This window comes from Micromonospora yangpuensis, assembly GCF_900091615.1.
Taxonomy (GTDB): domain Bacteria; phylum Actinomycetota; class Actinomycetes; order Mycobacteriales; family Micromonosporaceae; genus Micromonospora; species Micromonospora yangpuensis.
Window position 1 is genome coordinate 4196352 of the sequence record NZ_FMIA01000002.1, and the last position, 13676, is coordinate 4210027.

14 protein-coding genes are annotated in these 13676 nt (G+C 71.7%); 10 read left to right on the forward strand and 4 right to left on the reverse strand.

The window, feature by feature from the left end:
* The first annotated feature begins 2 nt into the window (after positions 1–2).
* The 8 genes from GA0070617_RS18955 (at position 3) to GA0070617_RS18990 (ending at position 7342) form a co-directional block, all read left to right on the forward strand.
* Complete coding sequence (locus tag GA0070617_RS18955) at positions 3–1022, forward strand: alpha/beta fold hydrolase (protein WP_091440113.1); 1020 nt, start codon at positions 3–5, stop codon at positions 1020–1022.
* Positions 1019–2551, forward strand: a complete 1533-nt coding sequence (locus GA0070617_RS18960) for a long-chain-fatty-acid--CoA ligase (protein WP_244891689.1) — start codon at positions 1019–1021, stop codon at positions 2549–2551. Before GA0070617_RS18955 ends, GA0070617_RS18960 begins: the two co-directional genes overlap by 4 nt.
* Complete coding sequence (locus GA0070617_RS18965; RefSeq protein ID WP_091440119.1) at positions 2548–3558, forward strand: COG1470 family protein; 1011 nt, start codon at positions 2548–2550, stop codon at positions 3556–3558. Before GA0070617_RS18960 ends, GA0070617_RS18965 begins: the two co-directional genes overlap by 4 nt.
* Positions 3555–4202 carry a copper resistance CopC family protein gene (locus GA0070617_RS18970; RefSeq protein ID WP_091440122.1) on the forward strand — a complete coding sequence of 216 codons (648 nt, stop codon included), beginning with the start codon at positions 3555–3557 and terminating at the stop codon, positions 4200–4202. The genes GA0070617_RS18965 and GA0070617_RS18970 overlap by 4 nt, the downstream gene beginning before the upstream one ends.
* Before the next feature lie 5 nt (positions 4203–4207).
* Positions 4208–4729: a copper chaperone PCu(A)C gene (locus GA0070617_RS18975; RefSeq protein WP_217628848.1), complete on the forward strand. Its 522-nt coding sequence runs from the start codon at positions 4208–4210 to the stop codon at positions 4727–4729.
* Entirely contained in the window at positions 4722–6002 is a 1281-nt protein-coding gene (locus tag GA0070617_RS18980; RefSeq protein WP_091440129.1) for a Dyp-type peroxidase, read from the forward strand. Before GA0070617_RS18975 ends, GA0070617_RS18980 begins: the two co-directional genes overlap by 8 nt.
* Positions 6003–6166: 164 nt before the next feature.
* On the forward strand, positions 6167–6544 hold the full coding sequence (locus GA0070617_RS18985; protein WP_091440133.1) for a BlaI/MecI/CopY family transcriptional regulator: 378 nt from the start codon (positions 6167–6169) through the stop codon (positions 6542–6544).
* Between the two features lie 3 nt (positions 6545–6547).
* Positions 6548–7342, forward strand: coding sequence for a M56 family metallopeptidase (locus GA0070617_RS18990; RefSeq protein WP_091440137.1), 795 nt, complete (start codon positions 6548–6550; stop codon positions 7340–7342).
* A 108-nt stretch (positions 7343–7450) separates the two neighbouring features.
* On the opposite strand, the gene GA0070617_RS18995 is transcribed toward GA0070617_RS18990, so the two are convergent.
* The 4 genes from GA0070617_RS18995 to GA0070617_RS19010 all read right to left on the reverse strand — a co-directional run bounded on the left by GA0070617_RS18995 (position 7451) and on the right by GA0070617_RS19010 (position 11924).
* On the reverse strand, positions 7451–8122 hold the full coding sequence (locus tag GA0070617_RS18995; protein ID WP_175440584.1) for a cupin domain-containing protein: 672 nt from the start codon (positions 8120–8122) through the stop codon (positions 7451–7453).
* Between the two features lie 108 nt (positions 8123–8230).
* The gene (gene alaS, locus GA0070617_RS19000) at positions 8231–10876 is read right to left on the reverse strand and encodes an alanine--tRNA ligase (RefSeq protein ID WP_091440140.1); all 2646 of its coding nucleotides are present in this window, start codon (positions 10874–10876) and stop codon (positions 8231–8233) included.
* A 176-nt stretch (positions 10877–11052) separates the two neighbouring features.
* Positions 11053–11304, reverse strand: a complete 252-nt coding sequence (locus tag GA0070617_RS19005) for a hypothetical protein (protein ID WP_091440143.1) — start codon at positions 11302–11304, stop codon at positions 11053–11055.
* A 5-nt stretch (positions 11305–11309) separates the two neighbouring features.
* On the reverse strand, positions 11310–11924 hold the full coding sequence (locus GA0070617_RS19010; RefSeq protein ID WP_091440145.1) for a superoxide dismutase: 615 nt from the start codon (positions 11922–11924) through the stop codon (positions 11310–11312).
* A gap of 84 nt (positions 11925–12008) precedes the next feature.
* Between GA0070617_RS19010 and GA0070617_RS19015 the strand changes: the two genes are divergently transcribed.
* Positions 12009–12467, forward strand: a complete 459-nt coding sequence (locus tag GA0070617_RS19015; RefSeq protein ID WP_139135717.1) for a Fur family transcriptional regulator — start codon at positions 12009–12011, stop codon at positions 12465–12467.
* Positions 12468–12615: 148 nt separating this feature from the next.
* A complete protein-coding gene (gene tsaD / locus GA0070617_RS19020; protein ID WP_091440153.1) occupies positions 12616–13653 on the forward strand; it encodes a tRNA (adenosine(37)-N6)-threonylcarbamoyltransferase complex transferase subunit TsaD in 1038 nt (345 codons plus the stop codon).
* Positions 13654–13676 lie beyond the last annotated feature (23 nt).

Here is a 13676-nt window from a genome sequence, read left to right on the forward strand (position 1 = left end):
GCGTGAACCCGGACGAGGTCACCCCACCCCGCACCGCCATGGAACAGGAGGTCGCCCAGGTCTGGTCCGAGGTCCTCGGCCTCGAACCGATCGGCCGCGACGACCGCTTCGCCGACCTCGGCGGGACCTCCCTGGCGGCCGAGAAGGTACTCGCCCACCTCCACGCCCGGCTCGCCGTCCCGACCGACGCCGAGCTGCTGGCCGGCGGCCCCACCCTCGCCGACCTCGCCGGACGCATCGACGAACGGCGCAGGGCCCACTTCCGCTCCGGCGCCGCGACCTGCGTGCGCCTCTCCGACCCCACCGACCCGGTCGCCCCGCCGGTCTTCTGCTTCGCCGGGGCGGGTGCCACCGGGGTCGCCTTCCTCGACCTCGCCTCGGCCCTGGGCCCCCGACGGCCGGTCTACGCCCTGCAGGCCCACGGCTACACCGCCCGTGCCCTGCCCTCCTTCACGGTCCGCGGCCACGCCCGCCGCCACCTGCGCGACGTGCTGCGCCACCAGCCCGAAGGCCCGTACTACCTGGTCGGTCACTCCTTCGGCGGACACATCGCCCTGGCCGTGGCGGACCTGCTGGCCGGAAAGGGCCACCAGGTGGCCGCCGTGGTCCTGCTGGACACCGTGCTGAAGGAGACCCCCCACAGCTCCGTGGCCGACTTCCGCACCGGCGGTGCCGCCGCCCCACCGCCGCTACCGGAACGGCTCCGTACCCACCTGCGGGTACTCACCGCTGGCGTCGTCCAGTACGACGCCCCCACCCAGCAGGCGGCCTTCTGGGAACGCGACGTCCGCGCCCAGAACCGCCACCGGGTCGGTGCCGTCCCCGCCAACGCCGTGGTGCTCGTCACCGACCAGAACAAGGACCAGGAAACCCTCTGGAACCAGGTGCCCGGAGTGCGGATCCGGCGGGTCGCCGGGGACCACTACGCCGTACTCAGCGCTCCCGACCCACTTCGCGCGATCGTCCAGGAACTCACCCCGGGGGTCCGACCGACCAATTCTGAGCCATGGGAAAAACAGTGATCCACCATCCGCACCTGACCACCATGACCGAGACCATCGCCTTTCACAGCGAGCGGCACCCCGACCACACTGCGGTGCTGACCAGCTCCGGTCAACGATCCACCTACCGGGATCTGCACCAGGCCAGCGACGCCGTCGCCGCCGGCCTCGCCGCGCTGGGGGTCACCGCCGGTGACCGGGTGGCGTACCTGGGCCGGGAGGGCCCCGCCTACTGGGAGGTGCTCTTCGCCGCCGCCAGGACCGGCGCCGTCCTCGTCCCGGTGAACTGGAAGCTCACCGCCACCGAGGTGGGACACATCCTGGCCGACTGCGACGCCCGGGTCGTCTTCCTCGACGGTGACCACCCCCTGCGGGGTACGACCAGCCGGCACGAGGTGGTCACCGACGGCGACTACCCGCGCTGGCGGGACACGCCCCGCCCGCCGGCACCCCGGCACGAGGCCACCCCGCAGACCCCCCTGGCCCAGCTCTACACCAGCGGCACGACCGGACTGCCCAAGGGCGTCGTCCTGCCGCACCACAGCTTCTTCGCCATCCGCGACGCCCTGGCCGCCGCCGAACTCGACTGGATCGACTGGCGCGACGGGGACGTGGCCCTCATCGGCATCCCCGGCTTCCACATCGGCGGACTCTGGTACGCGACCCAGGCCTTCCACGCCGGCGCCACCGTCTACAGCATGCCGACCTTCGACCCGGCGACCGTCCGCCGCGCGGTCTCCCAGGACGGCGTCACCGTCGCCATCTTCGTACCCGCGATGATGCGCTCCATCCTCGCCAGCGGCGCCGACGCCGCCGAGTTCGCCGGCCTCCGCAAGGTCGTCTACGGCGGCGCGCCGATCTCCGAGGCGCTGCTGGAGGAGTCCGCCCGGGTCTTCGACTGCGACTTCGCCCAGATCTACGGGCTCACCGAGACCGGCAACACCGCGATCTGCCTGCCCCCGGAGCAACACGTCCCGGGCTCCGTCCGGCTGCGGGCGGCGGGCCGACCGTACCCGGGGGTGCAGGTCCGCATCGTCGAGGACGGCGTGGAGGTACCCCAGGGCGGGACCGGCGAGGTCCACCTGCGGACCCCGGCGGCCATGCTGGAGTACTGGAACCTGCCGGAGGCGACCGCCGCCACCCTGGTCGACGGCTGGGTTCGCACCGGCGACGCCGGCTACCTCGACGACGAGGGCTACCTGTACATCCAGGACCGGGTGAAGGACATGATCCTGGTCGGCGGGGAGAACGTCTTCCCCGCCGAGATCGAGAACGCCCTCGCGGCCCACCCGGCGGTCGCCGATGTCGCCGTCGTCGGTGTCCCCGACGACCACACCGGCGAGGCCGTCCTCGCCCACGTCGTCTTCCGGCCCGACCAGCAGGCCAGCACCCGGCAGTTGATGCTGTTCCTGCGCGGCCGGATCGCCGACTTCAAACTGCCCAGCCGGTACCAGGTCCTCGACGCCGTACCCCGTAACCCCAGCGGCAAGATCCTCCGCCGGGAACTGCGCGAACCCCACTGGCGCGGGCACCAGAGGCGGGTCAATTGACCCCGCACCGCCGCATCTGCGCCGTCACCGGTACGGTCGTCGCCCTCGCGGCCTGCCTGGTCGCGCCGGCCGCCGCCGCGCCGGCCCCGCCCGACACCTCCGACCCGACCTGGTCACTGCGGGCTCAGGAGGACGCCTCCCGCCTCGGCGACCTCGTGCTGGTCGCCAACGACCCGGGCGGGCGCACCACGGTCCGGTTGACCCTCGACAACGAGGGACGCCGGTCGGTCACGGTCGCGGTGGCGGCGGCAGCGGTCACCAGCGACGGAGGAACCCTGGAGTTCATCCGACCCGACAGCGTCCGCGATCCCGCGACCTGGATCGGGGTGCCCACGAACCGACGCACCGTCACCGTCGCCGCCGGCAAGTCCCGCACCTTCACCGTGACCATCCGCACCCCCACGGCGACCACCGCAGGCGACTACGCCGCCGCGGTGACCGCCGTCGCCCGGGACACCGAGGAACACCGGGCGGTCCCGCTGCTGGTACGGGTGCCAGGCAGCCGACCCTCCGGCCTGACCCTGCAGGACACCGAACGACCCCGCACCGCCAACGCCGCGACCTGGCCGCTGACCGGTGCGGACCAACCCGTCCGGTACCGGGTGGTCAACACCGGGAAGACCGTCGTGGCGGGTCAGCTCAGCGTGGGACTGGCCACCGTCTTCGACCGGTTCGCCGTCCTCGACGACCTCGGCGAGGTCGTCCTCCTGCCCGGCGACAGCGTCACCGGTGCGACGACCGGACGGGTTCCCGCCTCCGGGCCGGTCACCGTCGAGGCACGGGTCCGGGTCGCCTACACCGTCCCCGACGGCAGCGAGCGGACCTACCTGGTGCGGGCCGCCGGCCCGAGCGTGTTCGCCTTCCCGTGGGGCCTTCTCGCCGGGGCCCTGACCCTCGTCGCGGCGTCGACCGTGGCCTGGGCGGTGGCGCGACGACGCCGGATCCGGACCACGACCGGAGCGCCCCAGCTGCCGACCCACCGACACCGAGCGGAGCAGAACCGATGACACCACCACACCCCGCACGCCGGCCGGTCGCGGCGCTGGCCGCCCTCGGCGTGGCGCTGTCGACCATCCTCCTGGTCACCGGCTCACCCGCGCACGCCCACGCCCAGGTGATCGCGCAGAGCCCCAAAGCCAACGCCAACCTCGCGGAGGCACCGGAGAAGGTCTCCCTGACCTTCTCCGCGAAGCCGCTGGGCCTCGGCGCCGTCGTGACTGTCGTCGACCCGACCGGACGGAGCTGGGCGGCGGGCGAGCCCACGATGACCGGGGCCACCGTCGAACAACCCCTGGCGGGGCCCCTGACCGACGGCAACTACCAGGTGCGCTGGCGGATCGTCTCCGGCGACGGGCACCCGATCAGCCAGAGCTTCCTGTTCTCCGTCGGCGACGTGTCCAACGCACCCGCCTTCCCCAAGCCCTCGCCCGGCGCGGCGGGGGCCACCACCGGACCGGACAACGACAACCAGGGCGAGTTCGCGCTCACCGGTGCCGCCGACACCCCGACATCCGCCCAGGCGGCGGTGCCCCGGGTGGCGCTGTTCGCCGTCGCGGGCGCCGTGGTGGGCCTGCTCCTGTTCACCGTCGGCAGTTTCACCGCGAACCGCCCCCGGCGGCTGCGGCCCCAATCGGAAGGGACGACACCATGATCCGGATGCGCGCCAGGATGGCCGCCGCAGTACTTGCTCTGGGACTACTCGGTGCCGCCGGCTGCTCCCAGGAGGCGGGCACCACCACGCCGACCAGCAGCGAGGGCTCCCGAGCCGCCACCGAACAGGCGGCCGCAGTCAAGATCAACGACGGTTGGGTGAAGGCCGCCGACAAGGGCATGACCGCAGCCTTCGGTGTCCTGGTCAACAGCAGCGGGAAGGAGGTCCGGATCGTCTCGTCCACCTCGAACGCCTCGCCGGTCATGGAACTGCACGAGACCATCGAGAACGCTGACGGCGAGATGGTCATGCAGGAGAAGGAGAGCGGCTTCGTCATCCCGGCCAACTCCCAGTACGTGCTCCAGCCCGGTGCCAACCACCTGATGCTCATGGATGTCGTCCAGCCCATCAAGGCCGGCGACACGGTCAAGCTCGCCCTGGAGTTCGAGGACGGCTCCGCCTACGAGTTCGACGCACCGGTCAAGGACTACACGGGCGCCAACGAAAGGTACGTCGACGATGAGTGAGACCCCCGCCGCCGACCCCACCCCCGAGTCGCCTCCGCAGAAGGTCGAGGAGCGCAGCCGTCGGGCGGTACTCCTCGGCGGGGTGGCCGCCGCCGGAATCGGCGCGGCGAGCGCAGTCGGCCTGGAGTCGTTCGTCAGCGGACGGGAGGCCCAGGCCCGCGACGCCGCCCGGGGCGAGGCCGACACCGCCAACGGCCTGCGGAAGGTGCCCTTCCACGGCGAACACCAGGCCGGGGTGGAGATGCTGCCCCAGGCCCACCAGAGCCTGGTCTCCCTGGCCCTGCGTCCGGAGGCGGACCGCGACACCATCCGCCGGCTGCTCGTCACCCTCACCGACGACGCCGCACGCCTCACGGCCGGTAACTACGCCCTCGCCGACTCCGAACCGGAACTGGCTCTCGTGCCCGCCCGACTGACGATCACCTTCGGGTTCGGGCGGGGCCTGGTCGACCGGGTCGCCCCCGGCGCGGCACCCACCTGGCTCACCGACCTGCCCCCCTTCGGAGTGGATCGGTTGCAGGACCGCTGGAACGGCGGCGACCTGGTACTCCAGATCGCCGCCGACGACCCCCTCACCGTCGCCCACGCCCAACGCATGCTGCTCAAGGACAGCCGCACCGCCACCACCGTGAAGTGGATCCAGACCGGGTTCCTGCGCGCCTATGGGTCCGAGCGGGCCGGCCGCACCCCCCGCAACCTGCTCGGGCAGGTGGACGGCACCAAGAACGTGACCCCCGGTACCCCGGACTACACGAACGTGGTGTGGCAGGGCTCCACCACCAACCCCGACTGGCTCGCCGGCGGTACCGGCTTCGTCGTGCGGCGCATCGAGATGCTGCTGGACAAGTGGGACCGGCTCGACCGCAGCGGACGGGAACTGTCGGTGGGCAGGCGGATGGACTCCGGGGCACCGCTGACCGGGAAGCGCGAGGACGACGAACCGGACTTCTCGGCCACCACCCCGCTCGGCTTCCCCGTCATCGCCGAGTTCGCCCACATCCGGCGGGCCCGCACCGACGACCCCCGCCAGCGCATCTTCCGCCGGGCCTACAACTACGACCTGACTCCCGAGGGGGACCAGGTCTCCAACTCCGGGATGATCTTCACCAGTTTCCAGCACGACGTGACCGCCCAGTTCCTGCCGATCCAGCGGCGCATCGACGAGGTCGACCTGCTCAACGAGTGGGTGGTGCCGATCGGCTCCGCGGTGTTCGCGATCCCGCCCGGGTGCGCGGAGGGCGGATTCATCGGCGAGACCCTGTTCGCGGGATGACCCGGTCCCACCCGCTCTCCCCCGCCGCACCGCCGGTGCCCCTCGTGAGGGGCACCGGCGCACCGCTGGTGACTGCCTTCGACCGGTTCCTCGGAACACCCCTTCGACGGACACTCCACTCAGACCAATCGACGAGGCGAACCCACCCGGGGTATGTTGGACCCGTGCGGGGTATTCGGACGCGTGCTCCTGGCCAACTCGAAGCCGAGGTGCTGCGCGTCCTGAGAGAGCACGCCGAGGCGATGAACGCCAAGGAGATCCAGGAAGTCGTCACCGGCCGTACCCCCGCCTACACCACCCTGTTGACCGCCCTGGACCGGCTGCACAAGAAGGGTCAGGTCGAACGGGTCGGCGAATCCCCGCGCAAGATGCGGTTCCGCCCGGTGCTCTCCGGTGAGGAGCACGCCAGCACCACCATGCTGTCGGCGCTGGACGACGCTACCGACCGGCACGCCGCGCTACTGAGATTCGCCGGCAACCTCAACCCCGACGACCTGGCCATGCTCCGCCGCGCGATCAGCCCCGACACCGCCACCAGGTAGGTCGTGTTCGCCGCCGCTGTCTGCCTGCTCGTCGCGGTGACCTCGGCGGCGGCCGCCCCCGTCGTCCTGCGGACGGGAACCTGGCAGGTCAGGTCCCCAAAAACCGCACTCACGGTGTGGCTGACGATGCTCCTCGTCGGTGCCGGGTCGGCCGCCTTCGCGCTGGCCGACCTCGTCCGGATCACCGCCTCCCCCCACCCGGTCCTGGGCACCGGTCTCGCGGCACACCTGGTGGCCTGGACCGCCCTGGCCCTGCTGGCCACAACCGCGCTGCTCGTCGGAGTCCATGCCACCACCCTCGCCGCACGCCATCAGGACGAGGTCGCGGACAACGCACCGGACGTGATCCGCCGAGAGAAGCGCGGGAAAATCACCATCGTCGAATTCCGATCCGACACCCTCACCGCCTACGCGGCACCCGGCCGTGACCCGAGGATCCTGTACTCCTGCGCCCTGGAGGCGGTGCTGACGGCCGACCAGATGCAGGCCGTCCTGGCCCACGAGTACGCACACCTGCGGTATCGCCACGACTGGCTGGTACGCATCGCGGACCTCAACGCCCTGCTCCTGCCGCGCTCGTGGGCAGCGGGGATGTCGATGCGCCGCGCCGTGGGCCTGCTCGTGGAGTTGGTCGCCGACGACACCGCAGCCAAACAGGCGGGTGCCGCGCACCTCGCCGATGCCCTCGTCCGCATCGGCGAACCCGGGATGCAGTTACGGGCAGAACGCCTCGGCCTACGCCCGTGGCCGCCGAGCCGACCCCACCGGCTGCCAGCAGCCATCCGTCTTCCTGGTTGATCCGAGCGCCCCGAGCCGGTGCAGACCGGGGCACCGAACCCCGAGCCAGGGCACACTCCCACAGCTGCTGCCTCCCCGAGAGGTTGCAGGTGTACCTGGAGGACAGGATCAACCGGCGGCGTGTTCGGTGCCGAGGTGGCGCAACTCCACGACCTGGGCGTCGAATGGGATGTCCCCGGTGTTGCGGATGGTGTGGGTCTCGCCGGGGCACAGGTAGTGCACACCATCCCGGGAGTCGGTGTCGGTACCCCCGGCCAGGTTCACCAGGACCACGGGGACCGCCCCGGCCCGCCAGACCTGCGCGCTGGCCGGTGGGACGGTGAACCGGCGTACGCGTACCTCCTCGGTGTCCAGCGCGGTGATCAGGGCGGGCACCTCGGGGGTCGTTCCGGGCAGGGGGGTGGGGTCACCGGGGGTGAACGGCTCCCCCGAGGCCTCCTCCCCGAGGTCGAGGAGTTCGATAATTCGGTTGCGGTACGGGCTGTCGCCCTGGTTGGTGAGCATGTGTACCGGGGAGACCGGCCGGTAGATCGCCCCGCCGACCTCTTCCTGCAGGTGTCGGGAGGGGCTGCCGTCGAGCCAGTCCATCCGGCAGGCCGAGGTGTCGAGGCAGAGCACGACGTACGGGTTGTGGTGCAGGTGCCAGGGTTGGCTCTCACCCGGTGCGAGGGCCACCTCCCAGACCCGTACCCGGGTGTTGACCAGGAGGACCCGCTGGCCGATCTCGCCGAGGACGACCTCGGTGTGGTCGGGGGTGTGGACGACGGTGCCTGCGGTCATGGGGTTCCTGTCCGGGTCGGTGGCGGGTGGACCCGCCCGCACGGGTGGTGGGGCTGTCAATCGGCGGTGGTGAGGGCGGCGATGCGCAGGGAGAGGCCGATTCGGGGGTCATGTCGGGCGGATCAGGTTCCGGAGCCGGTCGAGCAGGTCGGTGGGGTTCCCGCCGGCCTTGCCCTGGGCGGAGGCGGTGTTCCCGCCGCCCTTGCCGGCGAGCAGTTCCTTGATCAGGGTGTTCGCGGCCAGTCCGCGTTCGGTGCCGGCGGGGGTGAGGGTGACCACGATGCTCGTGCCTGCGACGACGGCGACGACGCCGGGGCGGCGGCCGAGGCGGTCGCGGATCCTCTCGGCGAGGCGGCGGGCGTCGACGGTGGTGGTGACCCCGACGTAGGCGACGCCGTGGATGTCGACGGCGTTGCTCGCGTGGGTGTCGGCGTCGAGGTCGACGAGTCGACCCCGGAGGTCGTCGCCGTCGCGTTCGAGCTGCTTCATCCGGGCGAGCAGGGCGCTGACCCGGTCGGGTAGTTCCTCGGGGCGGGCCTTGAGTTGTGCGGCGAGCTGCTGCACGAGGTCCCGTTCGCGGGCCAGGTACCGGAAGGCCTCGATCCCGGTGACCGCTTCGACGCGGCGTTGCCCGGCGCCGACCGAGGACTCCCCGGTGAGGGCGAGGGAGCCGATCTGCGCGGCGTGCGCGACGTGGGTGCCGCCGCACAGCTCGCGGGACCACTCCCCGCCGATCTCGACCACCCGGACGGTCTCGTCGTAGGTCTCGCCGAACAGGGCGAGGGCGCCTTCGGCGCGGGCCTGTTCCAGCGACACGTACCGGACCCCGACCGGGAGGTCCCGGCGGATGGCGAGGTTGGCGACCTCCTCGATCTCGCTGCGGGTCGCCTCGGTCAGCCCCCCGCGCCAGGCGAAGTCCAGCCGCAGGTACCCGGGCCGGTTGTAGGAGCCGGACTGCAACGCGGTCGGCCCGAGGACCTGCCGGAGGGCGGCGTGGACGACGTGGGTACCGGAGTGGGCCTGCCGGGCTCCGGTCCGCCACTCGGGGTCGACGGCGGCGTGCAGGTCGTCGCCGACCGTGAGGCCGCCGTCGAGGACCCGGACGGTGTGCGCGACCAGCCCCCGTACCGGCCGTTGCACGTCGACGACCTCGGCCCGCAGGTTCGGGCCGGTGAGGGTGCCGGCGTCGGCGTGCTGGCCGCCGCTCTCGGCGTAGAAGGGGGTCCGGTCCAGGGCGACGGTGACGATGTCGCCCGTCGTGGCGGTGTCGACGGGGCGGCCGGCGACCCAGATCGCGAGGACCCGGGAGCGGGTGTCGAGGGTCTCGTAGGCCAGCCAGTCGGTGGGGCCGTGGGCGTCGAGCACCGTGCGGTACGCCGTCAGGTCGGCGTGGCCGGTCTTGCGGGCCTTCGCGTCGGCCTTGGCCCGGGCGCGTTGCTCGGACATCAACGCCCGGAACCCGTCGGCGTCGACCTGGAGGCCCTGCTCGTCGGCGATCTCCAGGGTGAGGTCGATGGGGAAGCCGTAGGTGTCGTGCAGTTGGAACGCCTTGTCGGCCGGCAGCGCGGAGCGTCCGGCCCGCTTGGTCTCCGCGATGGCCGTGTCCAGGATGGTGGTCCCGGCGCGCAGGGTGCCGAGGAAGGTCTCCTCCTCGGCGTAGGCGACGGTGGCGATCCGGTCGAACCCGTCGGTGAGTTCCGGGTAGGAGGGGGCCATGCAGTCCCGGGCGACGGGCAGCAGTTCGGGCAGCGCCCGGTCCTGCCAGCCGAGCAGGCGCATGGCGCGGACGGCCCGCCGCATGATTCGGCGCAGGACGTATCCTCGGCCCTCGTTGCCGGGGGTGACCCCGTCGCCGATCAGCATCAATGCGGTGCGGACGTGGTCGGCGACGACCCGTAGGCGTACGTCGTCGGGGTGGGACTGGCTGGCGGCCGGCCCCGAGTGGGTCCCGTACCGGCGGCCGGTCAGCTCGGCGGCCCGGGTCAGGATGGGTCGTACCTCGTCGATCTCGTACAGGTTGTCGACCCCCTGCAGGATCGAGGCCATCCGTTCCAGCCCCATGCCGGTGTCGATGTTCTTGCGGGGCAGCTCGCCGACGATGCGGAAGTCCTCCTTCGAGGCCACGTCGGCGATCTCGTACTGCATGAACACGAGGTTCCAGAACTCCAGGTACCGGTCCTCGTCGACCTCCGGGCCGCCCTCGGCGCCGTAGGCGGGGCCCCGGTCGTAGTACAGCTCGGAGCAGGGGCCGGCGGGGCCGGGGATGCCCATGGACCAGAAGTTGTCCTTCTTCCCCCGCCGCATGATCCGCTCCGCCGGCACCCCGGTGGCGATCCACAGGTCGTACGCCTCGTCGTCGTCGAGGTAGACCGTCGCCCAGATCCGCTGCGGGTCCAGCCCGAAGCCGCCCCGCTCGACCGGGGTGGTCGACAGCTCCCAGGCCAGGGGAATCGCGCCGGCCTTGAAGTAGTCGCCGAAGGAGAAGTTGCCGTTCATCTGGAAGAAGGTGCCGTGCCGGGAGGTCTTGCCGACCTCGTCGATGTCCGGGGTACGGATGCACTTCTGCACCGAGGTGGCCCGCGGGTAGGGCGCCGCCCGCTGGCCGAGGAAGTACGGCACGAACTGCACCATGCCGGCGTTGATGAAGAGCAGGTTCGGGTCCGAGATCGCCGGGAGGGGCGCCGAGGGCACCGCCGTGTGCCCGTTCGCCTCGAAGTGCGCCAGGAACCGCCGTTTGATCTCCGCCGTCCGCACCCACGCCCCCCTTGTTGCCACAACTTCGCAACTACATCCTATGGGCAGCAGGGTGTGGTTGTTTTGGGGCCCCGAAGCCGAATTGCCCCGCTCAGCGGCCTGGTCCGCCATGACAGTGATGCCGGTCGGTGTCGTCGGCGCGTGCCGACGACACCGACCGGCATCGGCGCTGCGGGTCAGCCCTCGGTGGTCGCCGCCACCAGCAGGGACAGCTCCCGCACCAGCTCGTCGAGGGACTGACCGCTCTGACCGCGCAGCAGCCCGAGGGCCAGGTCCGCCAGGAGGTAGAACCCGAGGGTCCGGGCCTGCTCGGAGCCGAACGCGGCGAGCAGTTCCTCGGCACCGGCCAGGTCACCGCGGTGCTTGGCCGCGATCACCCCGGCCGCCCGCTGGACCAGCTCCGCCACGGCGGGAGGGGGTCCGGTCACGCCGCTCAGATCTTCGGGGTCGCGGCGCGGGCGGCCTCGAACCGGGCGGTCACGTCGGCCCAGTCGACCAGGTTCCACAGCCGGTCCACGTAGTCCGGCCGGACGTTCTTGTACTGCAGGTAGTAGGCGTGCTCCCAGGCGTCAAAGACCAGCAGCGGGGTGGAGCCCTGCCCCACGTTGCCGTGGTGGTCGTAGACCTGCTCGATGATCAACCGCTGCCCCAGCGGCTCCCACGCGAGCACCCCCCACCCGGAGCCCTGCACCCCCTTGGTGGCCGCCGACAACTGCCCCACGAAGGACTCGAAGGACCCGAGGTGCTCGTCGATCGCGGCCGCCAGCTCGCCCTCGGGGCGGTCACCGCCGTCCGGGGACAGGTTGCCCCAGAAGATCGAGTGCAGCACGTGCCCGGACAGGTTGAACGCGTAGGTCTTCTCCAAGCCGACGAGCGTCGAGAAGTCGCCCTTTTCGCGGGCCTCGGCGAGCTGCTCCAGACCGTCGTTGGCGCCCTTGACGTACGCCGCGTGGTGCTTGTCGTGGTGTAGCTCCAGGATCTGCCCCGACATGGCCGGCTCCAGCGCGCCGTAGTCGTAGGGCAGGTCGGGCAGGTTGTAGACCGCCATCTGAACTCCTCCGCATTGCCGCCAACAAGATGTTGTTGCCATTATTTTGCAACAGGACCGTGGGTGTGTGCTGAGGAGTGCTGGTTGATTACGTCGGAGCCCGACCGAGTGAACGCCGCGGTGGCGCGGATGCGCCAAGCCGGCCTGCGCACCACCACGGCCCGCCGAGCGGTACTCGACCTGCTCGCCCAGGCGGTGGTCAGCCGAGGTCACCTCACCCCCGCACAGCTGCACCACGCCCTGCTAGCCCGGGGTCTGACCGTGGAGCTGTCGACGGTGCACCGGGTGCTGCGGCAGTTGGTCGATCTGGGCATCGCCCACACGGTCCCGGTCGGCAGGACCGTCACCTTCGGACTCGCCGACGACCCACACCACCACGCCGTCTGCCGGCAGTGCGGCGACATGCGGCAGCTGCCCGCCGACGCCGTCGCCGCGAGTCTCACCGCAGCCCGAGCCCTCGGCATCGACCCGGACACCCCCGGACAACCGACCGGAGTCGTCGTATACGGCGACTGCGCCACCTGCCGACAGGTCGGCCACTAGCACCCGACCCACACCACTCCTGCACATCATGTGCAACTGCATAGGATGAGTGACCGTGCAGACCCGACCCGACCCACCACAGTCCCTAACCCGACCTGCCACGCCGACGGCACATCACGACGCCGCCGCCACGCGGAAGGGCTGAACCATGCCGGTCGTCCTCGGTATCGAAACCTCCTGCGACGAGACCGGCGTGGGCATCGTCTCCGACGGGGTCCTACTCGGCGACGCCCTCGCCACCAGCATGGACGAGCACGCCCGATTCGGCGGGGTGGTCCCCGAGATCGCCGCCCGCGCCCACCTGCACGCCATCACCCCCATGGTCCGGCACGCCCTCGACCGCGCCGGCCTACGCTTCGGCGACATCGACGCCGTCGCCGCCACCGCCGGCCCCGGACTCGCCACCGCCGTACAGGTCGGACTCGCCGCCGGCAAGGCCTACTCCCTCAGCCTCGGCGTCCCCCTCTACGGCGTGCACCACCTCGCCGGACACGCCGCCGTCGACATTCTCGACCACGGACCGCTGCCCGCCCGCTGCGTCGCACTGATCGTCTCCGGCGGCCACACCAGCCTGCTCCTCCTCGGCGACCTCGCCCGCGACCCCGTTACCCACCTCGGCGACACCGCCGACGACGCCGCCGGAGAGGCCTTCGACAAGATCGCCCGGCTCCTCGGCCTGCCCTACCCCGGCGGCCCTGCCATCGACCGGATCGCCCGCGACGGCGACCCCACCGCGATCACCTTTCCCCGGCCGATGACCGGCCCCACCGACCCGCCCTACCGATTCTCCTTCTCCGGCCTGAAGACCGCAGTGGCCCGCTGGGTCGAACGACACCGCGACCGCCCCCTCCCCGTCGCCGACATCGCCGCCTCCTTCCAGGAAGCCGTCGCCGACACCCTCACCCGCAAAGCCCTCGCCGCCTGCCACGACCACCAGGCCGACACCCTCCTGCTCGTCGGAGGCGTCGCCGCCAACAGCCGGGTCCGAGCACTCGCCGAAGAACGCTGCCGCGCGTCGAACATCCGACTACGCGTCCCCTCCCCCCGCCTCTGCACCGACAACGGCGCCATGATCGCCACTCTCGGCGACCTCCTCGCCGCCGCCGACATCAGCCCCGACCCCCTCCACCTCAGCGCCGACCCCTCCGCCGTCCTGCACGGCGCCCTCCTGCACGGCCCACACTGAGCACGCCGTGACCGGAAACGATG

What these genes read in the sequence shown, in the direction of transcription:
- GA0070617_RS18995 (WP_175440584.1), bottom strand. Translation starts at nt 8,122, where the DNA reads ATGACCGCAGGCACCGTCGTCCACACCCCCGACCACACCGAGGTCGTC.
- GA0070617_RS18975 (WP_217628848.1), top strand. Translation starts at nt 4,208, where the DNA reads ATGCGCGCCAGGATGGCCGCCGCAGTACTTGCTCTGGGACTACTCGGT.
- GA0070617_RS18980 (WP_091440129.1), top strand. Translation starts at nt 4,722, where the DNA reads ATGAGTGAGACCCCCGCCGCCGACCCCACCCCCGAGTCGCCTCCGCAG.
- tsaD (WP_091440153.1), top strand. Translation starts at nt 12,616, where the DNA reads ATGCCGGTCGTCCTCGGTATCGAAACCTCCTGCGACGAGACCGGCGTG.
- GA0070617_RS18970 (WP_091440122.1), top strand. Translation starts at nt 3,555, where the DNA reads ATGACACCACCACACCCCGCACGCCGGCCGGTCGCGGCGCTGGCCGCC.
- GA0070617_RS19010 (WP_091440145.1), bottom strand. Translation starts at nt 11,924, where the DNA reads ATGGCGGTCTACAACCTGCCCGACCTGCCCTACGACTACGGCGCGCTG.